Genomic DNA, 21,980 nt, shown 5'->3' on the forward strand with positions numbered 1-21,980 from the left:
CAACCACCCTGTCATACTCTGGGAAATGAAGGACCGGTACGCCGAAACCGTAACAGAGACGCTGGAGAATGCCTTTGGCGGCCTGGAGGATAAAAGCAGCTTGCCCGCCGCCTTGTTTTCAGCCGCCCACAATGCAGTGGAGGACAATTTTACGGATTATCTCCTCGACTTGCTTTCCTTTCGGGAGAACAGCTATTTGGAGGAGCTGGACGACCTCAATGTCGAAATCTATTTCAAAAACGCTTTAAAAAGCTCCGTGGCCTACATGCTCTTAGTTCGCTGCGGCTGCAATGCCGATCAATACCTGACTTTAGAGGATTTTCAAGACGTTGCCAATTTCAATACGCTGGATACCGTTTCCCGCCTGGGAACCGCTGCCAGCGATATTTCTGAAATGCTCCTGCGGGAAATCGAGACGACGGTCAAGGAACTGCAAATCACGGAGAAAAAACAAAACCGCACCTTTGCAAAAAATCAGGATGTTCCGCACAATGAAAGCGTAAAGCAAGCTCAAAAGTCTGAAAGGATTGATGAATATGGAACTGACTTACACGTTGCACGGCGATTATCTGATACCCGACCTGACGCTGCCGGAGGAAGCAACGCCCATAGGCAAGTATGGGATGTTGCGCAAAACATATCTGAAAAATCACAGGAAAGGGATGTACGCCAGCCTGATGCTGTCTGGCAAGCTGAACAGCCACCTGACGGAGATCGACCGGACGGCGAAGGAGCACATCGAACAGATCACGGCGAAGCTCTTGCAGAGAAGTCCCGCGCCGGACAAGGTGACCGACCCGCTGGTCTGGGCGGGACACATGAACAGCCTACGGCATTCGGCGGAGGAAACAGTCCTAGCGGAGCTGATTTACAATTAGCATGGTATGACAGGGAAACGGAGGATAAAAGTCTTCCGTTTTTCCATTCCACGCCGCTTATTAATCAAATACTTCGCTCCACACCTCACTTGAAAGCGACAAAGCAGGAAATTGTGGCTTTTTATACTGTCCACGAGGACAATAGCGAGCGTACTCAATACATTAAAAGCATCTTAAATAACGACTATACAGAGTTGGCTATCGGTGAAGATCAGCGTGTCGGGTACAAGACCTATCAAAACGTTCTTCATCTTTGGGAAGGCAGTTACGCCTCAAGAACATCCCAAGGGTATTATGACTGGGGCGTCATTGCCGGACACTTCGGCAGCATGATATTGCTGAACGAATTCCTTGATCAAGCGGCATTGCCCTCGGTGCAGCAGCAAATGACTCTGATCGAACAGGCGGAGGAAGAAAAATCCTCCGCTTTTTCTATTCCCCAGGAAGTTATTGATACGGTTTTACAGCAAGGAAGCGGTATCCAGGACGGCAAATACCGGATTTATCTGCACTTTCAGCAGAATGTTTCTGCAAAAGAAACAATTGACTTCTTGAAAAGAGAATACGGCATAGGCGGGCGCGCACCTGTTCTGATCGGTTCCGATATCGACGAATGGCACGACGCCAAGGGCATCACCCTTACCAGAGGAAAGCACACCGAACCTGACATAAAAATAGTTCTACCCTGGGCAAAGGTGCAAAAACGCCTTGGCGAACTGATTGCCGCCGACCGCTACTTAAACAGCAAGGAAAAGGAATACCTACCTGTTTATGAGCAGCAGATGGAGGAACGCCGGCAACAGCTTGCCGAGCAAGCCTACGCCCGTGAAATCCTGAACCGGGAACCAGCCTCCTCCGAAAAACCGGGGCCGCCATCAAGGGAAAATGCCCATTACGCCTTCTCTCTTGGCGACACTGTGTATCTTGGCGCGGATAAATATGAGATTTTTTCCTTTGACGGAGGTAAGGTCGTTCTCCGGGACATAAGCTTTCCGCTGTTCAGCAAAAATCTGACACGGGATGACTTTGACCGGATGCTGCGGGAAAATCCCTTAAACGACCATCTTATTGCACACGAGAGGTCACCGGAGCAACCAGCCGAAGAAAAAACGGAATCAGCATCCCCCCGTGTGCTATATCAGGCGTATCTGCCCCAAATCGTCAATAAGATACGAACCGACCAGATCTACCTATACCTCCGTGACAGGGATACTGACCCGGACAGTGCGGAACGGGAGCTAGACGAGGCCATCGACCGTATTGTCCTTTCCATGCGGGAGGAACACCCTGCTTTTTATGAAGCCTATACCACCCTACCCCAGTTTAAGGAATGGCTTGCCGAGGATGTATTCCAGCGAACTTATGAAGATTATCTGACGGAAAAAAGGGACAGCGTTACCCTTCATGCTGACGACCCCGACGCGCCGAAATGGGTGCGGGCAACCGGCGATCCGGCCATTACCCACGAAGGCGGTACTGTCACCATTGACAGCGGCGGTGAGGGTGAAAAACTCAAGATGGGGTTGGATGAAGATCTTTCAGATGTTCAAGCAGGAGAAACGGAAAAGCAACCGGCCGAAAAAGAAATGGCTGTGGGCATGGAATTTGCTATTAAGGATCGCAAGTATGCCATAGACAGCATTAATGAGAAAACCGGCACGGTCAGCCTGCGGGATATTACCTTCCAACAAAACACCGGCTTCCCCATTTTCCGCAGCGAGACCATTGGGTTTGTCCGCGGCGTTTTGGAGCAGGCGAAAGAACCCGCGTGGCAAAAAACTCGGGATGGCCAAGTATCGAAAGTCATCATTGACCTTCAGCAGGAAACACCAAAACAACTACGCGTCGATTTCCGAATCATCGACGACAACCTGGGCGCTGGCGGCCAAAAAACCAAATATGGCTGGAATGCCGCCGCTATCCGGCTATTGAACAAACTGGAGGAACAAAACCGCCTTGCCACCCCGGAGGAACAGGAGATCCTTTCAAAATATGTCGGATGGGGCGGTATCCCGCAGGTGTTTGACGAGCAGAACAGTCAGTGGGCGAAGGAATACACCGAATTGAAGGAGCTGCTCACTGAGGAGGAATATACGTCCGCACGGGCCTCCACCTTAAATGCCCATTATACCTCCCCCACCATCATCAAGGCCATGTACGCCTGTCTGGAAAACATGGGTTTTAAGACAGGCAATATTTTGGAGCCCGCCTGCGGCATCGGTAACTTTTTCGGCCTTGTACCGGAGAGCATGAAAAACTTCAAACTGTATGGCATCGAACTAGACAGCATCACGGGGCGTATGGCCAAACAGCTTTACCAGCAAGCCAGTATCGCGGTGCAGGGCTTTGAGGAAACCAATCTGCCCGACAGCTTTTTCGACCTGGCTATAGGCAACGTGCCTTTCGGCAGCTATGGGGTGGCGGACAAAAAGTATGACAAGTACAAGTTTTACATCCACGATTATTTTTTTGCCAAAACTTTAGACAAGGTGCGGCCCGGAGGCATAATCGCCTTTATCTCTTCCAAAGGAACGATGGATAAGCAGAACCCCGAAGTCCGCAAGTACATCGCCCAGCGGGCCGAACTATTGGGAGCCGTCAGGCTTCCCAACAATGCTTTCCTTGCCAACGCCGGAACCGAGGTTACGACCGACATCTTTTTCCTGCAAAAGCGCGACCGGGTTATCGACATTGAACCGGATTGGGTGCATCTTTCCACGACTGAGGATGGCGTGCCAATCAATCAGTATTTCGCAGCCAACCCGGACATGGTGCTGGGCACGATGGCCTTTGACGACCGGATGTACGGCAACCAAAGCGAAACCACCTGTATCCCTTATGAGGGTGTCGACCTTGCTGAGCTTTTGCGCGAGGCGCTGGAAAACATCCATGCGGAAATCACGGAATACGAACTTGATGATGTCACCGAACAAGCAGATACTTCCATCCCGGCAGATCCTAATGTGCGAAATTTCAGCTTTTGCCTGGTGGACGGCGAAATCTATTACCGCGAAAACAGCCGGATGAACAAGGTAGAAGTTTCCTTCACGGCGGTCAACCGAATCAAGGGCATGATCGCCATCCGGGACTGTGTCCGTGAACTCATCGAATACCAAACCGAGGATTACTCAGACGAAATTATCCGGGAACAGCAACGCACGCTGAACCGCCTGTATGACGACTTTATCGTCAAGTATGGACTTTTGAACAGCCGCGGCAACAACATGGCCTTCTCCGATGACAGCTCCTACTGCCTGCTCTGCTCTCTGGAGATTCTCGATGAAAATGGCGAATTGGAGCGCAAGGCGGATATGTTCACCAAACGCACCATCAAGCAGCGCACTGTTGTCACCCATGTGGATACCGCCACCGAAGCATTGGCAATCTCTATCGCAGAAAAAGCTTGCGTGGACATAGGTTTCATGCAAAACCTGACAGGGCTTTCAGAGGAACAGATCGAAAAAGACCTTCAAGGAGTAATCTTCCGCAACCTCGGAGAACAAGACCCGGCGGATGTGCCGAAAGCCTTTTTTGATATAACCCGTTGTCCCTTTGTTACAGCCGATGAATATCTTTCCGGCAATGTGAGGAATAAGCTCCGCCTTGCCAGAGGACTTGCCCAGATGCGGCCCGACCTTGCAGAGCAGATTGCCCCTAACGTCACGGCGCTGGAGGCAGTACAACCGAAAGACCTTGATGCCTCGGAAATTGACGTCCGGCTTGGTGCAACCTGGCTGCCTCCTGAGGAGGTCAAGGACTTCATTTTTGAGCTTTTGGAAACCCCTAATATGTATAGGCGGTACATCGACGTTTTCTATTCCTCCTATACCGCCAACTGGAACGTCAAGGGCAAAAGCGACGACCGCAGTGACAACATTAAGGCCAATGTGACCTACGGCACCAAACGCATCAATGCCTACAAAATTATCGAGGAAACCCTGAATCTCCGGGATGTGCGCATTTTCGACACCGTTTATGAGGACGGCGTTGAGAAGCGTGTACTGAACAAAAAAGAAACCGCCATTGCCCAACAAAAACAGGAGGCCATCAAGGAAGCGTTCCAAAACTGGATATGGAAAGACCCCCAGCGCCGGGAACGGCTGACAAGGCTCTATAACGACCGTTTCAACTCCATCCGTCCCCGCGAATACGACGGCAGCCATATCCGGTTTACCGGCATGAATCCGGAAATAACCCTGCGCAGGCACCAGGTGGACGCGGTGGCGCACATCCTGTACGGCGGCAACACCCTGCTGGCCCACTGCGTGGGTGCGGGCAAAACCTACGAGATGACGGCGGCTGCCATGGAAAACAAGCATTTGGGGCTTTGCAACAAAAGCATGTTCGTCGTTCCCAACCACCTGACCGAGCAGTGGGCCGGGGAATTTTTACAGCTCTACCCATCAGCCAACATCCTTGTAGCGACGAAAAAGGACTTTGAAACCAAAAACCGTAAGAAATTCTGCGCCAGAATCGCCACCGGCGACTACGACGCGGTAATTATCGGCCACAGCCAGTTTGAGAAAATTCCCATTTCTGCTGATCGCCAAAAGCGGCAGCTGCAGGAGCAAATTGCAGAGATTACCAACGGGATCCAGGAACTTAAGGAGGAGCGGGGCGAACGTTACGCCATCAAACAGCTTGAAAAGACAAAGAAAACCTTAAAGCTGAAGCTGGAAAAACTCAATGACACCAGCCGTAAGGATGATGTCGTCACTTTTGAAGAATTAGGCGTTGACCGCTTATTTGTGGACGAGGCCGATTTTTACAAGAACCTGTTCTTATACACCAAAATGCGCAACGTGGCAGGCCTGTCCCAGACTGAGGCGCAGAAGTCATCCGACATGTTTGCCAAGTGCCGTTACCTGGATGAGTTAACGGAGGGACGCGGCATCATCTTTGCCACAGGAACACCCATTTCCAACTCCATCACCGAGATGTATACCATGCAGCGGTACCTGCAATACGAGGCTCTGCGCAGAAACGGGCTCCAGCATTTTGATTGCTGGGCCTCTACCTTTGGGGAAACCGTGACCGCCATCGAGCTTGCGCCGGAGGGGACGGGCTACCGGGCCAAAACCAGGTTCGCCCGCTTCTATAACCTGCCGGAGCTCATGAACATGTTCAAGGAAATCGCTGACATCAAGACTGCGGACATACTTAAGCTTCCCGTGCCAAAAGCCAACTACCATAATGTTGCGGTCAAGCCGAGCGAATTCCAGCAGGATATGGTGGCCGAGCTTGCGGAGCGCGCCGAACGGGTCCGCAACCGGATGGTAGAGCCGAATGAGGACAACATGCTGAAAATAACCAACGATGGCCGCAAGCTGGCTCTTGACCAGCGGCTGATGAGCCCCATGCTTCCCGATCACGAGGACAGCAAGGTAAACACCTGCGTGGAAAATGTGTTCCGTTTTTGGCGGGAAAACAGAGATAAGAAGCTCACTCAGCTTGTGTTCTGCGACCTGTCCACACCCAAAGGCGATGGGAATTTCAACGTATACGATGATGTCAAGCAAAAGCTCGTTTCCCGCGGTGTTCCCGCCGATGAGCTTACTTTCATCCATAATGCCGACACGGAAACGAAGAAAAAAGAACTGTTTGCCAAGGTGCGCAAGGGACAGGTACGGATCCTGTTAGGCTCCACCTTTAAAATGGGGGCCGGGACCAACGTGCAGGATAAGCTCATTGCCCTCCATGACCTGGACTGCCCTTGGCGTCCCCGTGATCTGGAACAGCGAAGCGGCAGGATTGTCCGCCAGGGAAACAAAAACGACGAAGTGCATATCTTCCGCTATGTGACGGAAAACACTTTTGACGCCTATCTCTATCAGGTTTTGGAGAATAAACAGCGGTTTATTTCCCAGATTATGACCAGCAAATCCCCCGTGCGAAGCGCCGAGGATATTGATGAAACGGCGCTTTCCTATGCCGAAGTCAAGGCACTGGCGACGGGTAACCCGTTTATAAAAGAGAAGATGGATTTAGACATTCAGGTTTCCAAGCTGAAATTACTGAAAGCCAACCACTTAAGCCAGCGTTATGCTTTGGAAGACAGATTGCTCAAGCATTATCCGCAGCAGATCAAAACCACCGAGGAACGCATTGCGGGCTATGAAAAAGATCTTGCCCTGTATAAACAGCACAGCGTATTGGAACCCACCGAAGGCAACACAGAAGACAGCCAATTTGCAGGCATGATGGTAAAAAACGTTGCCTACACTGAAAAAGCCAACGCAGGCGCGGCAATTCTGGAAGAATGTAAGCTGATGACTTCTCCCGAACCGCAGGAGCTGGGCAGCTACATGGGTTTTTCAATGCTGTTTTCCTTTGACAGCTTCCATAAGCAATATCAAATCACCCTGCAGGGCACTCTAAGCCATACAGTATCACTGGGTACGGACATTTACGGGAATATTACCCGACTTAACAATGCCCTTGCTGAAATGCCCAAAAAACTGGAATATTGCCGGGAGCAATTAAGCACTCTTCGCCAGCAGATGGAAACGGCTAAAGAACAGATTGACATCCCCTTTGAAAAGGAACAGGAGCTGCAAACCAAGTCTGCGCGACTGGCAGAGCTGAACATTTTGCTCAACATGGATAAACATGAAAACGAGGTGATCGACTGCGAGCCTGACGAGGATATAGATGTTCCGGAAAAGAAAACTGTGGGTTATGAAAGGTGAGGTGATAAAGAAATGCCTTATGTAACACCAGAGCAGATTGAACGGGCCAAGCAAATGGATCTGCTGACTTATTTGCAATATTACGAGCCGCATGAGCTGGTGCACTTTTCCGGCAACGTCTATACCACCCGCACTCATGACAGCCTGAAAATCAGTAACGGAAGATGGTGCTGGTGGTCGCGCAGCATCGGCGGGCGCTCTGCATTGGACTATCTCATCAAGGTTCGAGGTATGACGCTCCCTGAAGCAGTCATTCAGATAGACGGACGGGCGGCTATCATGCCGCCGGTCCCGTCAAAAGCACAAGAACCCACCAACCAGAGAAACTTACTTTTGCCGGAAAAAAACAAAAACAACAACTGTGTGATTGCTTATCTCTCCGGGCGCGGCATCCACAGGACTTTAATTGAATACAGCATCCGGACCGGACGGCTATACGAAGGCCACGAACATCATAATGCTGTATTTGTCGGTTTTAACCGCCAGGGTGTTCCCAAATATGCGACGTTTCGTGGAACAACCGGCAAGCGGTTTTTAGGGGAAGCCGAAGGAAGCGACAAGCATTTTTCCTTTTCCATTCCGGCACGGCAGGGAAGCCGTAAACTCCATCTTTTTGAAAGCGCCATTGACCTCCTTTCCTACGGCACGCTGGAGCTGTTTTCCGGCAGGGACTGGAGGAAGGAAAACTGTCTGTCCCTTGCGGGAATCTATAAGCCGAAAAAGATTATCGAACAAAGCACCTCACCCGCCGCGCTCGTCCAATACTTAAAAGACTTCCCGCAGATCAAGGAAATTGCGTTACACCTGGACAACGATACGGCGGGACGGCTGGCGGCAAAAACCCTTCAAACCATCCTCCCCCCTGCTTACGCTATTTCCGACGAACCGCCGAAGCACGGGAAGGATATGAACGATTATCTGAGAAATGTATTGGAAAAACAACGGGGACAGGAACGATAATCTTTTTATTATTTGCCTGTTATCACCTAAAAAGCAATGATAGCATGCAAAAAACAAAATACTTTTATAAGTTTATAGGGTTATAACCCTAATCTATTCATGTATATTCGCTCTGTTTTGTGGTATAATACCAATAAGGCGGTGGTTATCATGATCCAAAGAGATTTATACATGAAGCAAATCAGGCCGTTCATCGGGAAACCGTTTGTTAAGGTGCTGACAGGCATCCGGCGCTGTGGGAAATCCTCCATTCTGATGATGCTGCGGGATGAGCTTCAGAGCAGCGGCGTTGCACCGGAAAACATCCTGTATATCAATTTTGAAAACCTTGATTTCTCCGACCTGAATACGGCGGAGAAGCTGCACAGTTATGTGAAAGCGCGCATGACAGGTGAAGGCCGATATTATATCCTTTTAGATGAGATCCAAGAAGTCAAGCGCTGGGAGAAAGCGGTCAACTCTCTACTGGCAGGCGCCAACTCCGACTTGTATATCACAGGCTCAAATTCGCGCCTGCTGTCATCCGAACTTGCGACCTACATCGCAGGCCGTTATATCGAGATTAAAATCAACACACTCTCTTTCAAGGAATATCTGCTGTTTAAGGAGGTGCGCACAGGCGAGAAGCCGGTCAATATGCGGGAGGAAGTCAGGGACTATATCCGTCTTGGCGGGTTTCCCGCCGTCCACATCGGTGATTATGAAGAAGACACGGCTTACCGCATTGTGAACGACATCTATTCTTCGGCAATTCTCCGCGACACCGTACAGCGGCATAACATCCGCAATATCGAACTGTTGGAGCGGGTGGTCAAGTTTGTGTTTGACAACATCGGCAATACCTTTTCCGCAAAAAATGTAGCCGACTATTTTAAGAGCCAGCAGCGCAAGATTGACTTAAATACCGTCTACAACTATTTAAGCGCCCTCGAAAGCGCCTATATAATCAGAAAGATTCCCCGTTATGACATCAAGGGCAAAGAGATTCTACAAACCAACGAAAAATATTATATCGGGGATCAGTCCTTGGCCTATGCGGTTATGGGCTACAAAGACAGGCTGATTGCCGGGATACTGGAAAACATCGTTATGCTGGAGCTTGAGCGAAGGGGCTACCGTGTTTTTGTAGGAAAGCTCGATACCAAAGAGGTTGACTTCATTGCCGAGAGAAAAAATGAAAAAGTTTACGTTCAAGTATCCTATACACCCGCTGTCGCCCAGGAAACCATTAACCGTGAGTTTGCTCCGCTGCTGGCCATCAAAGACCATTATCCGAAATACGTCGTTACAATGGATGATTTTTGGAATGATAACGTGGAGGGCATTAAGCACAAGCATCTTGCGGAATTCCTGTTGATGGACGTGTATTAAGTACACAAGCATAGCCTTAAAAATAAGACAATTACGTTTACAAATACCTGATTGACAAATACGTTAACCAGGTTTTTTATTTTCTTCTTATAATTAGTATTTGCAATAAATATTTTGGTTTTGCGAGTGCGAACGATGACTGGCAGACTTTTCTTTTCGGCAGGTATCTATTGAGACCAATCGTGACTTTTTTACAACACAAGACTGATGTCTTGTGTTGCAGCAAGCACTGAATTTGGCTAGCCAAATTCGCTTGTTAGGGGGATGCCCCCCTAAAACCCCAAAAAAATGCAGGGCTCATGGGTATTCCTATTCCGTCTTACTCCCGCTTTCATGTGCCCATGCACTGAATCATGAATGATGGCACATCAAAGCGCTCGCGGGGACCGGTCCGCCATACGCTGAGTGGTGACACTCCTCGTACCGCGGCCTTTTGATTACAAATGAATGCCTTATTTTTTGGCGATGCCATTGGGTCCGCCTTTATGTATTTTTATAAGAACATTTAATACGAAAGGGAGGAAAATGAATGGGAAATTATGACACTATAGACCAATGGCGTAATGAATACTACTACAAATTGCGGGACTGCAAAAAAGCCATGATGGATGACTGTGCCTTATCGCAGGCGTACAACAGCAACACATTAAAGAAGTTTATGGAACAGCTTATTGGGACGCATGGCTTGGAGAATGTGTCCCTTTTACTGTCCAACACTATCCGGGAAGCTCCTTGGGACAAGCGTTACTCCAGTAAAGTCAAAGCTTGGGCGAACCGCTATCCGGAAATCCAACCGGCACCTGTGGAAGAAAAAGAGCCTCTGCGTATTTTCGCCTTAAACTTATATGAACATCCCGCCATCCTGAATCAGGCTGCGCGGATTGCTATGCAAAAGGAAAAGGAACTCTCCCAGCCCAAGCCTAAGGAGCAGGCACGATGAGAAAACGCAATATTCCAATTCTTGTACGACTGGACACCAAAGAACGGCAGAACCTTGCCAAGCAGGTAAAGAAATCGGGTCTGTCCCAGGAAACCTTTATCCGTACTCTCATTAACGGTTATGTGCCCAAAGAACTTCCTCCACCCGATTACTACGCCATGATGCGCGAGCTTCGCGCCATTGGCGTCAACTTAAACCAAATCGCGGCCAAGGCCAATGCCACGGGACACATTGACCGGACGCTATTCCAGTATGAAGCCACCCGGCTGAGAAAGACCGTGCTGGACATCCAGGCGGCGGTCACGTCGCCGGAAAGGAGAAATGAAGATGGCGACCACAGCAATATGGGATGTAAAAGACCGCCTTGATCGGGTAATCAACTATGCCGTCAATTCCCAGAAAACAGAGAACCTCTATTTCTCAAATCCGGATTTCCAGGGGCTTCGCAACGTGCTGGAATATACCGCACAGGACGATAAGACTGAAAAACAGTTTTACGTAACCGGCATCAATTGTGATCCGGTTATTGCCTGTGAGCAAATGACCCGGACAAAGCTGCAATTCCAGAAAACCGACGGCATCCTTGCCTTCCACGGCTATCAATCCTTTATGCCGGGAGAAGCTACTCCCGAAGCCGCCCATCACATCGGTGTAAAGCTGGCAAAAGAACTTTGGGGTAACCGCTTTGAGGTGGTGGTTTCCACCCATATTGACAAGCATCACCTTCATAATCATTTTGTTCTCAACTCCGTATCCTTCGTGGACGGCAAGCGGTACTACGACAACAACGCTACCTATGCCCTCATGCGGGAGACTTCCGACCGGCTGTGTCGGGAATACGCCCTGTCCGTCATCGAAAACCCGCAGTGGGGCAAATCCAAGCACCACGCCGAATGGCAGGCCGAGCAGGAAGGTAAGCCCACCTGGCGGGGCCTCATCCGCAAGGATGTGGACAAAGCCGTTGCCGCATCCATTACCTTCACGCAATTTATCGTCACCCTACGTCAACAGGGCTACGAGGTAAAAACGGGTGTAAAATATATGGCGGTGCGTCCCCCGGGAAAAGAACGTTTTGTTCGGTTGAAAACTTTGGGCGACGATTATGCCGAGGAAGCTATTAAGCAGCGGATTCTTCGAAACCGCGCTCCGAAACGGCCACATTCATTTCCGGAGCCAAAGCGAAAACGCTATGCCATCCGGGATAGTAAGAACTTGAAAACCGCAAAAAAGCTTACCGGTATGCAGGCACTTTACCTTCACTACCTCTATAAAATGGGCATTTTGCCAAAAAAATCCGCGTCCAGCAAAAGGACGCATTTTTTATTGCGCGAGGACCTCCGGCACATGGAGAAACTTACCGCCCAAACCAAGCTACTCTGCACCCGCCATATTTCGAGTAAAGAGCAGCTTCTCACTTATAAGCAGGGATTACAGCAGGAAATGACTACTTTGTTTGACTCCCGCAAAGCTCTTTACAACCGGATACGCCGGTGTAAGAACGATGAGCAAGTTTCGGCATACAAGGGGCAGATTGCTGGGCTTTCCCGACAAATCAGCCTGCACCGTAAGGAAATAAAGCTCTGTGCGGACATCCTGTCCCGTTCTGGGGAGATGCAGAAAAAGCTATCCCGGATTAAGCAGGAGGAAATCCAGCAAAGGAAGGAGGAAAAGACCTATGAACAACGGAGCCGACGCAGCGGATCAGATCGTCAATATGACCTTTAAAGGAATTGAGGTACTAGCCAGAATCTCCGGCGAGGGCGCGAAAAACCTTGCCACCTATTTGTACGCTGTGTTGAGAGATCAGAAGAAAACCAGAGGTAAAACCCGTCTGGAAACGCTTTTGCGCAGCGGCAAGGAACTGAAAGTCTTTACAGTCAGAAACGAGGACTTGCAGAAATTCACCCAGGAAGCCAGACGCTACGGCATTTTATACTGCGCCCTGCGGGACAAGAAGAATCTGGACGAGATGTGCGACATCATGGTACGGGCTGAAGACGCTTCCAAAATCAACCGCATCGTGGAACGTTTCAAGCTGGCTACCGTGGACACCGCAAGCATCAAAAGCGAAATCGAAAAATCCAGGGCCGCCAAGCAAAAGGACACTAATCCTGATAAAAAGGGTACAGACGAAAAAGCGCCTCCCGCCAAGGAAACGCCCGCCGAAAAAAGTGCGGACGCTTTTCTGGATAAACTGATGGCAAAACCCGGCCAGCCGGAGCCTGCCGCCAAACAGCCTGACAACCCAAACCCTACGAAGGCGACGGCGGAGAAACCCCTTCCGTCCGAGCCTACCTCAGAGCGCAGCGGGAAAACCGCCGGGGGTACAGTTGAGCCGGAACGGAAATCCGTCCGTCAGGAATTGAAGGAAATCCGGGAGGCTCAAAGGGAGCAGGCGGAAGCCAAGCGCGAGCCTGCTAAAGAAATGCAGAAAACTACAAAACAGACAGCTAAATCAAACAGGCAGAAATCAAAGTCCAAATCCAAAAAACCGAAAGAGAGGTAAGATGCTATGAGCAGTTTCGATGATCTTTTCCGGCAGGAAAAGGAAGCACCTGCCCCCCGGAACGACCAGCCTTTTGACAAAGAGGCATGGAAGCAGCAGAAGCAGGAGCAACGGGAAATGGTGTACTCCCTGATCGACGACACGGCCGAAGCGGTAGCTCAGGGCGGTACTCAATTCCAAAGCTATCTGGATGTACAAAGCCGCTTTGACCGTTACAGTGTTTCCAACGCCCTCTTAATCCTTGCTCAAAAACCGAATGCTACACGCATTGCGGATTTCGATACTTGGAAAGAGCAAGGCATCTATATCCGCAAAAAGGAAAGCGGTTTTTACATCCTGGAACCGGGTGAAGAATACCAGCGTGACGACGGCACCAGTGGCATCAGCTATAACCCCAAAAAGATGTTCGACATTTCCCAGACCGGGAAAGCCCTAAAACACGAGACTTCGGCCTATCCCGACGACCGCACCCGTATCAAGGCGCTGATGGATCACGCCCCTGTTCCTATTCGTATCAGTGATACGCTGCCGGAAGGTACAAACGCGCTGTATCAGCCGGACACGCGGGAAATTCAAATCCGGTGCGGCATGGACACGGAAAATATTTTCCGCGCCCTATCCCAGGAACTGGCCCATGCCGAAATGGACAAAGGCGACAGAGATTATGGCCGTTCCGAACATGGCTTCCACGCCTACTGCACGTCATATATGCTTTGCAAGCAATACGGTGCGGATACAAGCGGCTACCGTTTCGACCACGCTCCGGAAATGCTGGGAAGCATGAATCCACAAGAGATTCGCGCCGAGCTTTCAACCATTAGAGAAACTGCCGGTGAAATTTCCGGCAGGATGAACCGGATGCTTGTACAGCAGCGGCAGGAAAAGAGACTGGAACGGGAACGTTAGGAGGAATTCCTATGAAGGAAGAAGAAAGAGTGCTTACCCTGGACGACTACGAATACGGCGTTATGGTAAACGCCTTGAACGAACTCAGAAACGACCTGATTGAAGAACAACGCCCCACCGATGCCGTAGACGAGCTGCTTCTTAAAACCATTGACGCCCCGACCAAAAAGCAGAAGCGCAGGAGTCACGATGAAGCGCGTTGAAACCGTAAGGAGCAACCTCATACTCTTTGCGGTTTTTTTAATCCCTGTGGTATGGGCGGCCTTGCTGACCGCCCCTTCCCTTTCCGGAGGGCTTCCTGAAATTCTTGCCAATCTCACGGTAGCGATAAACAATCCTTTTGACATTCGGTGGGTAAACGATTCGCTCAAGTGTATCCTGCTCTTTGTTGCCGCCTACGGCATGGGCATAGGGATTTACCTCTCTACCAAGCGCAATTACCGCAGGCGGGAGGAGCACGGCAGCGCGCGCTGGGGAGGCGCGGCGACTGTCTGCAAGAAATACCGGGACAAAGAGCCTCAAAAAAACAAACTCCTGACGCAAAACGTTCGTATAGGCCTGGATGGCCGTAAGCACAAACGGAATTTGAATGTCATGGTGGTGGGCGGCTCCGGCTCCGGTAAGACAAGGTTTTACGCCAAACCCAACGTCATGCAGGCTAACACCTCTTTTATCGTTCTCGATCCCAAGGGGGAAATCCTGCGGGACACAGGAAACCTGCTGAAAGCAAAAGGTTATGAAATCAAGGTTCTGGATTTAATCAACATGCACCTGTCCCATTGCTACAATCCCTTCGCCTACCTCAAGGATGACAAAGACGTGTTAAAGCTCGTCACCAACCTGATCCGCAACACTACGCCCAAAGGTTCCAACACTAACGACCCCTTTTGGGAACGCGCTGAAACCGCTTTACTGGAAGCATTAATCCTCTATCTTCTTTATGAAGCACCGAAGGAAGAGCAGAATTTTCCGATGGTCATGGAGATGATCGCCGCCGCTGAGGTCCATGAGGATGACGAATCCTATCAAAGCCCCCTTGACGAGCTGTTCGAAAGGCTGGAAATGCAGGAATCGGATCACCTAGCAGTCAAGCAATATAACATCTTCAAGCTGGCGGCGGGCAAAACGGCCAAATCTATTCTCATCGGTTTGGGTGTCCGGCTGGAAAAGTTTAACCTGTCCACCCTTGCGGGAATCACTACGGTGGATGAAATGGAACTGTCCTCAGTCGGGGAGAAAAAGACAGCGCTTTTTGCCGTGATACCCGACAACGATTTATCCTTTAATTTTATAGTCGGGATGCTTTACACCCAGCTATTTCAAAACCTCATGTACCTTGCCGACTATAAGTACGGAGGCAGGTTGCCCGTTCATGTCCACTTTGTTATGGATGAATTTGCCAATGTCGCTCTGCCTGATGAGTTTGACAAGCTGCTGTCCACCATACGTTCCAGGGAAATATCCGTGTCCATCATCCTACAAAACCTGGCACAGCTCAAAGCCCTGTTTAAGGATACCTGGGAATCCATTCTAGGTAATTGTGACGAGTTTCTATATTTGGGCGGCAATGAGCAAAGTACCCATAAGTATGTATCCGAGCTTTTAGGCAAGGAAACCATTGACATGAACACCTACGGCCAGAGCAAGGGCCGTAATGGAAGCTACTCCGTCAATTATCAGTTGTCGGGGCGCGAGCTTCTGACCCCCGACGAGGTGCGAATGCTGGACAACCGCTATGCCTTGCTCTTTATCCGCGGTGAACGAGCCATTATGGACGACAAGTATGATATCCTTAAACACTCCAATCTGAAACTGACTGTTGACGGCGGCGGCCAACCTTTCCGGCACGGCGGTACGGAAACCGCCCTGGACTGGAAAGCTGTGGTCCTAAACGAAAACAGCGATTACGAGCTTCTCTCCGAGGAAGAACTCGAAACCCAGATGCAATCCTGAAAAACAATACATTGGAGGCATGATTCTATGAAAATGTCCAGGAAAATCAAAAGGACTATTGCCGTTTACTGCACACTGGTACTAATGCTTTCCTTCTTGACCGCCCCTGCTTACGCGGCAGGCGATCCCCTCCAGGTGGTGAACAATCTGTCCGACTTCATCTTTGGACTGATCCGCGCCATTGGGATGATTCTCTTAGGCTTCGGCATTGTGCAAATCGGCCTTTCCCTTAAATCCCACGACCCTTCCCAGCGGGCCAACGGCTTCCTGACGTTGGCGGGCGGAGTGATTATTACCTTTGCCAAAGAGATCCTTACTCTGATTACAGGAGGTTGATCGTCATGTTTAATACATTTCCGATCAATGAAGAAATGCACATTCATTCACTGAACGGCGAACTGCGGAAAGCTACCATCCTCAAGAGACTGGGTGACAACGATTATCTTGCCGAATATAACGGAGTCAAGTGCCACGCAATCTATAACCCGTTTGTCAATAAATTCTACGTGGATGACAAATATGGCGTCATCAGGGACAAAATGCCCAGCAGGGATGAATCATGCCGGTAATGATTACAAGGATAAGCCCACGTTTCGTACGCGGGCTTTGTCTCGGAAATGAGGTGAGTTTATTTGTCAAACGGCAACTGGGTCATCGACAATCTCAATAATGCCCTGGCAACCTGGAATGCAAAGCTGGCGGAGATTTTGCAAATTATTACGCAATCGCCAACTGAATTTAAAGGCGGCGGTATTTGGAATGTTATCGTTAATATTCACGGCGCATTGCAGGCCGTTGGCATGGCCCTGTTGGTGTTGTTTTTTGTCATTGGCGTAGTCAAAACCTGCGGCAGCTTCGCCGAAGTCAAAAAGCCGGAGCACGCCTTGAAGCTTTTCATCCGGTTTGCCCTGGCCAAAGGCGTCGTGACTTATGGACTGGACTTAATGATGGCGCTGTTCAATATCGTGCAGGGGATTATCTCCAGCATCATGAGCGCTGCAGGCTTTGGGACGACCACCCAGACCGTACTGCCTGACACCATTGTGCAGGCCATTGAGAATTGCGGTTTCTGGGCGAGTATTCCGCTGTGGGCGGTGACGCTCATCGGCGGTTTATTTATTACGGTTCTGTCTTTTATTATGATCCTTACGGTGTACGCCCGCTTTTTTAAAATATTTTTATACACCGCCATTGCCCCTGTGCCTCTGGCCTCCTTCGCCGGAGAGCCGAGCCAAAGCATCGGCAAAGCCTTTTTGAAAGGCTACGCCGCCGTGTGTCTGGAAGGAGCCATTATCGTCCTGGCCTGCGTAATTTTTTCCGTCTTTGCGTCTTCCCCACCGTTGGTGGACACCGGTGCCAGCGCCGTCACAATGGTATGGTCCTATATCGGGGAGTCGATTTTCAATATGCTGGTGCTGGTCGGGGCCGTAAAAATGGCTGACCGGGTGGTGCGGGAAATGATGGGGTTGTAAATTTAATACTCTCAGGTGTTTATGTCCTCATAATATTGGTTTTCCTTCTGCTCCCGCCTGTGCCGGATTTTTCGGCGGATGGCCGCAACCCAACTCAGGGCCACAAGGCCAAGCAGGGCTAAAAAGATTAGGGTTGTCAGCATTTCATGTTCCTGTACAAAGTTTGGGAACAAAGCGCCCACCAAAAGAACATAAAGCAACGGAATGCCCAAGCGAAAAACCGACGCAATCTTAAAGATGAAGTTTAGAGCCAGCATCAGTAAAAATAAGAAAATGGATGTATACAACACAAACAAACCCTCCTTTCCTATCCCCTATTATCACGTATCGAGGAAGGAATTGGAAGGCTGCGCACGGACTATTTTAGCGGTGTACCCGCATTAATCATTCAGCCTTTTCCCCAGCAAATCTTCAATAGAAATATCCAATGCTTTCGCAATCGCAACGATCTCATAATCCTGAACAAGACGGTATTGCCCTTCAAGACGTGAAAGACTTGTCGCACTGATGTCCAAGCCCACGGTTTGCAGTTTCGCTAAAAAATCTTTCTGCTTAATTTTCTTTGCTTTCCGAAGGGCAACAACCTTGGCTCCAATCATGTTTTTATTGCCGGGCGGGTTCTGTCGTGGTTTCATACCCTTGCACCTCACTATTCTTCTCAATTTTATGTGAGGGAACAATGGTTTTAATGCGATAATCGCAGTAAAATATAAAAATAAGTCGATAATCGCAGTAAAAACCGAAAGGAGTCCTTCTAAAAGATGAGACAGAAATCTGCTGTTTCATGGTATGTAAACACATCAAGCTGCATTATGAGGATGATGAAGAACACTCCTTTGTCATCCGGCTTAAAATCAGACAAAGGAGATTAGAGAATGAAAAAGGGGTCTCTCTATGACGAATTTGAAAGAGAGAAGAAAAAACTCAACAGACTTGGTAATAAAGCCTTGAAAAACGGTATTCGCCTTATACAGGATGAGGCATTTATGGAACAGAACCGTAAGGTTGACGAATTGGTGGTCAAGATCCAAATCGAAAAAGAAAAGCATAAAAAAAACCGGCAGGAACGGTAAATAATTCTTGCTAGCGCTTCGTTGAGGGGCGCTGTTTTTTTACGGAGGTGGATACACTTTGGAAGTTAAAATCAACCGGGAAATCCGGGATTACACAGAAAGCTTGTTCTTTGGACTGTCCATGCGGCAGTTTGTTTTTTCTCTCCTGGCTGTTGGCGTTGCCATCGGCATCTACTTCGGCCTGCGGAATGTCTTAGGCACGGAAACAGTGAGCTGGGTGTGCATTTTAGGCGCGTTTCCTTTTGCCGCCATGGGGTTTATCCGCTATCACGGCATGACAGCGGAACAGTTTTTCTGGGCGTATCTCAAATCGGAGTTTATCCTGCCCAAAAAACTGATGTTTTATCCGACAAACGTGTATTTCGAAGCGTTGAAGCAGACCGTTCAAAACAAGGAAAGGGAGGAATCAAAACGCCATGATTAAGACCCTGCAAAAAATTATGAAGCAGGATAAGGAGCAGTTTGTTATCCCCAAAGGCGTTCAGCAGGTCATTCCCATCAAGGCTATCTGGCCGGACGGAATTTTTAAGGTAGGCAACAAGTTTTCCAAATCCTTTCGTTTTACGGACATCAATTACGCAGTAGCTTCAAAAGAAGATAAAGAAGCGATGTTCCTGTCCTATTCCGAACTGCTCAATGCCCTGGACAGTGGGGCGACTACTAAAATCACCATCAATAATCGGCGCTTGAACAAAACGGACTTTGAAAGCTCCATCCTCATCCCGCTCAAGGAGGACGGGCTGGACGAATATCGCGGCGAATACAACCGGATGCTTTTGGACAAGGCCACCGGCGCTAACGGGATTGTCCAAGACAAATACGTGACCTTATCGGTACTGAAAAAAAATATCGAGGAAGCGCGGAACTACTTTTCCCGCGTTGGTGCGGACCTGATCACCCACTTTTCCCACCTGGGCTCAAAGTGCGTGGAGCTGGACGCTGTTGATCGCCTACGCATCCTGTACGACTTTTTCCGTCCAGGCGAGGAAACTGATTTTCGTTTTGATCTGTCCGAAACGATGCGAAAAGGTCACGATTTCAAGGACTATATTTGTCCCAGTACTTTTGAATTTGAAAAAGACCACTTCCGTATGGGGAACAAGTTTGGGCGCGTGATTTTCCTGCGGGAATATGCCAGCTACATCAAGGACAGCATGATATCCGAACTCTGCGATTTGAACCGCAGCATGATGTTGTCGTTGGATATTATCCCCATCCCCACGGATGAAGCGGTACGGGAGGTGGAAAACAGACTGCTTGGGGTGGAAACCAACATCACAAACTGGCAGAGACGGCAAAACCAGAACAATAACTTTTCCGCCGTTGTACCCTACGACATGGAACAGCAACGCAAAGAAAGCAAGGAATTCCTCGACGACCTGACAACCCGCGACCAGCGGATGATGTTTGCGGTACTTACCATGGTGCATGTTGCGGACAGCAAGGAGCAGCTGGACAGCGATACCGAAACCTTGCTGACCACTGCGCGGAAGCATCTCTGCCAGTTTTCCACCCTGACATTCCAACAGATGGACGGATTAAATACGGCACTGCCCTATGGACTAAGGAAAATTGAAGCTATCCGGACGCTAACCACCGAGAGTACGGCGGTGTTTATTCCTTTCCGGGCGCAGGAAATTTCCCACAGCGGCGGCATCTATTATGGCCAAAATGTCATATCCAAGAACATGATAATCGCCAACCGCAAGCAGCTCTTAAACGGCAACAGCTTCATCCTGGGCGTATCCGGTTCCGGCAAGAGCTTTACAGCCAAGCGGGAGATTGTCAACCAGATCCTGTCCAGCGATGACGACATAATACTGATCGACCCGGAGCGAGAATATTCTTCCCTTGTCAAAGCCATGGGCGGTGAGATCATTCATATTTCCGCAACCTCCCCCAACCATATCAATGCTATGGATATGAACCGGGATTACGGGGACGGGGCCAACCCGGTCATCCTGAAGTCCGAATTTGTCCTTTCCTTATGCGAGCAGCTGATCGGCGGTCAAAACCTGGGGGCCAAGCAGAAGTCCCTGATCGACCGCTGCACCGCGAATGTCTACCGAAAGTATCTGCAAAGCAATTTCCAGGCAATTACACCCACCTTGCAGGATTTTCACGCAGAGCTCCTAAAGCAGGACGAACCGGAAGCGCAGGAAATTGCCCTGGCTATTGAGCTGTTCACCAGCGGCAGCCTGAACACTTTCGCCAAACCGACCAATGTGGACGTCAACAACCGCCTGATTTGCTACGACATTCTGGACTTGGGCAAGCAGCTTTTGCCCATCGGTATGCTGGTGGTGCTGGACAGCATCCTGAACCGGATTACCCGGAACCGGGCCAAGGGTAAAAATACTTTCATAATTATTGATGAGATTTACCTGATGTTTCAGCATGAGTATTCGGCCAATTTCCTTTTTACCCTGTGGAAGCGCGTCCGGAAGTACGGGGCGTTCTGCACAGGCATTACCCAAAATGTTGATGATTTGCTGCAGAGCCACACGGCTAGGACCATGCTGGCCAACAGTGAATTCATCGTCATGCTCAATCAGGCCAGCACCGACAGAATGGAGCTGGCTAGGCTTTTGAACATTTCCGACCTTCAGCTCAGCTACATCACCAACGTGGATGCGGGGAATGGGTTGATTAAGGTGGGAAGTTCCCTTGTCCCCTTTGCCGATCAATTTCCGCGCAATACCAGGCTCTACCGCCTGATGACCACAAAACCTGGCGAACAGGCTGAAATCTAATCCTATATGTTTATTGGGGAAAGCCTGTACGTAATGACGGCTTTTTCATCATACTGAAGGAGAAAATCTAATGGAAAATATCTGGTTTGCAGACAAAGAGCATGAGGCCTTTTATTACAATATGCTTAAAGCGGCATGTAATACTGATGTATATCACAGGGCGTTTTTCTACACGATGGGGATTAGTAAGGAGACAAGGGAGCATATTCATTCCCTGTTCAACTTTGAAGAAAATTGTATCGAGCCGCAAAATCTTGCGGCAGCCTGGCAGACGGGAGGAACTATTCGTCTGTGCCGTTTGGCTTTTAACCTTTGGAACGGGTGGACTGAGGAGGGAAAAGAGAGGTACTCTGCCCCGTATGAACTGTTTGACTGCCGTTTTGCTCCTTACTTTTTTGAAGCTATCCGGCTGCGCTATCCCGAGTATTGCCGGGGTACGGAGCATCCTGATCGGCAGCTCTCTGCAAAGGAACTGTAAA

At 49.5% G+C, this 21,980-nt stretch carries 21 protein-coding genes; 18 read left to right on the forward strand and 3 right to left on the reverse strand.

Annotated elements, in window-relative coordinates; translation table 11 throughout:
• Positions 1–310: 310 nt before the first annotated feature.
• The gene (locus NC238_04230; GenBank protein ID MCM1565165.1) at positions 311–454 is read right to left on the reverse strand and encodes a hypothetical protein; all 144 of its coding nucleotides are present in this window, start codon (positions 452–454) and stop codon (positions 311–313) included.
• Between the two features lie 82 nt (positions 455–536).
• Here NC238_04230 and NC238_04235 point away from each other — a divergent pair, with 82 nt between their 5' ends.
• The 14 genes from NC238_04235 to NC238_04300 all read left to right on the forward strand — a co-directional run bounded on the left by NC238_04235 (position 537) and on the right by NC238_04300 (position 17,675).
• Positions 537–878, forward strand: coding sequence for a TnpV protein (locus tag NC238_04235; GenBank protein MCM1565166.1), 342 nt, complete (start codon positions 537–539; stop codon positions 876–878).
• A 4,178-nt stretch (positions 879–5,056) separates the two neighbouring features.
• Positions 5,057–7,567: a DEAD/DEAH box helicase family protein gene (locus NC238_04240; protein MCM1565167.1), complete on the forward strand. Its 2,511-nt coding sequence runs from the start codon at positions 5,057–5,059 to the stop codon at positions 7,565–7,567.
• A gap of 12 nt (positions 7,568–7,579) precedes the next feature.
• A complete protein-coding gene (locus NC238_04245; GenBank protein ID MCM1565168.1) occupies positions 7,580–8,527 on the forward strand; it encodes a DUF3991 and toprim domain-containing protein in 948 nt (315 codons plus the stop codon).
• Between the two features lie 150 nt (positions 8,528–8,677).
• The gene (locus NC238_04250) at positions 8,678–9,898 is read left to right on the forward strand and encodes an ATP-binding protein (protein ID MCM1565169.1); all 1,221 of its coding nucleotides are present in this window, start codon (positions 8,678–8,680) and stop codon (positions 9,896–9,898) included.
• A 529-nt stretch (positions 9,899–10,427) separates the two neighbouring features.
• Positions 10,428–10,838: a DUF3849 domain-containing protein gene (locus NC238_04255; protein MCM1565170.1), complete on the forward strand. Its 411-nt coding sequence runs from the start codon at positions 10,428–10,430 to the stop codon at positions 10,836–10,838.
• Positions 10,835–11,206: a MobC family plasmid mobilization relaxosome protein gene (locus NC238_04260; protein MCM1565171.1), complete on the forward strand. Its 372-nt coding sequence runs from the start codon at positions 10,835–10,837 to the stop codon at positions 11,204–11,206. Before NC238_04255 ends, NC238_04260 begins: the two co-directional genes overlap by 4 nt.
• The gene (locus tag NC238_04265; GenBank protein MCM1565172.1) at positions 11,166–12,563 is read left to right on the forward strand and encodes a relaxase/mobilization nuclease domain-containing protein; all 1,398 of its coding nucleotides are present in this window, start codon (positions 11,166–11,168) and stop codon (positions 12,561–12,563) included. Before NC238_04260 ends, NC238_04265 begins: the two co-directional genes overlap by 41 nt.
• Positions 12,514–13,344 carry a DUF3801 domain-containing protein gene (locus tag NC238_04270; GenBank protein MCM1565173.1) on the forward strand — a complete coding sequence of 277 codons (831 nt, stop codon included), beginning with the start codon at positions 12,514–12,516 and terminating at the stop codon, positions 13,342–13,344. The genes NC238_04265 and NC238_04270 overlap by 50 nt, the downstream gene beginning before the upstream one ends.
• Positions 13,345–13,350: 6 nt before the next feature.
• Complete coding sequence (locus NC238_04275; GenBank protein ID MCM1565174.1) at positions 13,351–14,250, forward strand: ArdC-like ssDNA-binding domain-containing protein; 900 nt, start codon at positions 13,351–13,353, stop codon at positions 14,248–14,250.
• 11 nt (positions 14,251–14,261) lie between these two features.
• Entirely contained in the window at positions 14,262–14,453 is a 192-nt protein-coding gene (locus NC238_04280; GenBank protein ID MCM1565175.1) for a hypothetical protein, read from the forward strand.
• The gene (locus NC238_04285; GenBank protein ID MCM1565176.1) at positions 14,440–16,203 is read left to right on the forward strand and encodes a type IV secretory system conjugative DNA transfer family protein; all 1,764 of its coding nucleotides are present in this window, start codon (positions 14,440–14,442) and stop codon (positions 16,201–16,203) included. The genes NC238_04280 and NC238_04285 overlap by 14 nt, the downstream gene beginning before the upstream one ends.
• A gap of 27 nt (positions 16,204–16,230) precedes the next feature.
• Positions 16,231–16,539 (forward strand): TrbC/VirB2 family protein, encoded by a 309-nt coding sequence (locus tag NC238_04290; protein MCM1565177.1) that lies wholly within the window; start codon positions 16,231–16,233, stop codon positions 16,537–16,539.
• A gap of 5 nt (positions 16,540–16,544) precedes the next feature.
• Positions 16,545–16,772: a hypothetical protein gene (locus NC238_04295; GenBank protein ID MCM1565178.1), complete on the forward strand. Its 228-nt coding sequence runs from the start codon at positions 16,545–16,547 to the stop codon at positions 16,770–16,772.
• 63 nt (positions 16,773–16,835) lie between these two features.
• Positions 16,836–17,675: a hypothetical protein gene (locus NC238_04300; GenBank protein ID MCM1565179.1), complete on the forward strand. Its 840-nt coding sequence runs from the start codon at positions 16,836–16,838 to the stop codon at positions 17,673–17,675.
• A gap of 11 nt (positions 17,676–17,686) precedes the next feature.
• Here the strand turns inward: NC238_04300 and NC238_04305 are convergent, their stop codons facing one another.
• Both NC238_04305 and NC238_04310 read right to left on the reverse strand, forming a co-directional pair.
• On the reverse strand, positions 17,687–17,965 hold the full coding sequence (locus NC238_04305; GenBank protein MCM1565180.1) for an intracellular growth attenuator family protein: 279 nt from the start codon (positions 17,963–17,965) through the stop codon (positions 17,687–17,689).
• A gap of 90 nt (positions 17,966–18,055) precedes the next feature.
• Entirely contained in the window at positions 18,056–18,310 is a 255-nt protein-coding gene (locus NC238_04310) for a helix-turn-helix domain-containing protein (GenBank protein MCM1565181.1), read from the reverse strand.
• Between the two features lie 240 nt (positions 18,311–18,550).
• On the opposite strand from NC238_04310, the gene NC238_04315 reads away from it, so the two are divergent.
• The 4 genes from NC238_04315 (at position 18,551) to NC238_04330 (ending at position 21,979) form a co-directional block, all read left to right on the forward strand.
• Positions 18,551–18,748 carry a hypothetical protein gene (locus NC238_04315; protein ID MCM1565182.1) on the forward strand — a complete coding sequence of 66 codons (198 nt, stop codon included), beginning with the start codon at positions 18,551–18,553 and terminating at the stop codon, positions 18,746–18,748.
• Positions 18,749–18,806: 58 nt separating this feature from the next.
• Positions 18,807–19,172, forward strand: coding sequence for a PrgI family protein (locus NC238_04320; GenBank protein ID MCM1565183.1), 366 nt, complete (start codon positions 18,807–18,809; stop codon positions 19,170–19,172).
• Positions 19,165–21,501, forward strand: coding sequence for an ATP-binding protein (locus NC238_04325; protein MCM1565184.1), 2,337 nt, complete (start codon positions 19,165–19,167; stop codon positions 21,499–21,501). Before NC238_04320 ends, NC238_04325 begins: the two co-directional genes overlap by 8 nt.
• Before the next feature lie 70 nt (positions 21,502–21,571).
• Positions 21,572–21,979 carry a DUF6075 family protein gene (locus tag NC238_04330; protein ID MCM1565185.1) on the forward strand — a complete coding sequence of 136 codons (408 nt, stop codon included), beginning with the start codon at positions 21,572–21,574 and terminating at the stop codon, positions 21,977–21,979.
• Position 21,980: the final 1 nt, after the last annotated feature.

The organism is Dehalobacter sp. (assembly GCA_023667845.1).
GTDB lineage: Bacteria > Bacillota > Desulfitobacteriia > Desulfitobacteriales > Syntrophobotulaceae > Dehalobacter.

Bases quoted from the DNA above. Each gene is read 5' to 3' on its own strand.
- NC238_04255 (MCM1565170.1), top strand. From the start codon at position 10,428: ATGGGAAATTATGACACTATAGACCAATGGCGTAATGAATACTACTAC.
- NC238_04260 (MCM1565171.1), top strand. From the start codon at position 10,835: ATGAGAAAACGCAATATTCCAATTCTTGTACGACTGGACACCAAAGAA.
- NC238_04235 (MCM1565166.1), top strand. From the start codon at position 537: ATGGAACTGACTTACACGTTGCACGGCGATTATCTGATACCCGACCTG.
- NC238_04325 (MCM1565184.1), top strand. From the start codon at position 19,165: ATGATTAAGACCCTGCAAAAAATTATGAAGCAGGATAAGGAGCAGTTT.
- NC238_04295 (MCM1565178.1), top strand. From the start codon at position 16,545: ATGTTTAATACATTTCCGATCAATGAAGAAATGCACATTCATTCACTG.
- NC238_04290 (MCM1565177.1), top strand. From the start codon at position 16,231: ATGAAAATGTCCAGGAAAATCAAAAGGACTATTGCCGTTTACTGCACA.
- NC238_04275 (MCM1565174.1), top strand. From the start codon at position 13,351: ATGAGCAGTTTCGATGATCTTTTCCGGCAGGAAAAGGAAGCACCTGCC.
- NC238_04315 (MCM1565182.1), top strand. From the start codon at position 18,551: ATGAAAAAGGGGTCTCTCTATGACGAATTTGAAAGAGAGAAGAAAAAA.
- NC238_04270 (MCM1565173.1), top strand. From the start codon at position 12,514: ATGAACAACGGAGCCGACGCAGCGGATCAGATCGTCAATATGACCTTT.
- NC238_04240 (MCM1565167.1), top strand. From the start codon at position 5,057: ATGAATCCGGAAATAACCCTGCGCAGGCACCAGGTGGACGCGGTGGCG.
- NC238_04245 (MCM1565168.1), top strand. From the start codon at position 7,580: ATGCCTTATGTAACACCAGAGCAGATTGAACGGGCCAAGCAAATGGAT.
- NC238_04280 (MCM1565175.1), top strand. From the start codon at position 14,262: ATGAAGGAAGAAGAAAGAGTGCTTACCCTGGACGACTACGAATACGGC.
- NC238_04285 (MCM1565176.1), top strand. From the start codon at position 14,440: ATGAAGCGCGTTGAAACCGTAAGGAGCAACCTCATACTCTTTGCGGTT.
- NC238_04250 (MCM1565169.1), top strand. From the start codon at position 8,678: ATGATCCAAAGAGATTTATACATGAAGCAAATCAGGCCGTTCATCGGG.
- NC238_04330 (MCM1565185.1), top strand. From the start codon at position 21,572: ATGGAAAATATCTGGTTTGCAGACAAAGAGCATGAGGCCTTTTATTAC.
- NC238_04310 (MCM1565181.1), bottom strand. From the start codon at position 18,310: ATGAAACCACGACAGAACCCGCCCGGCAATAAAAACATGATTGGAGCC.
- NC238_04265 (MCM1565172.1), top strand. From the start codon at position 11,166: ATGGCGACCACAGCAATATGGGATGTAAAAGACCGCCTTGATCGGGTA.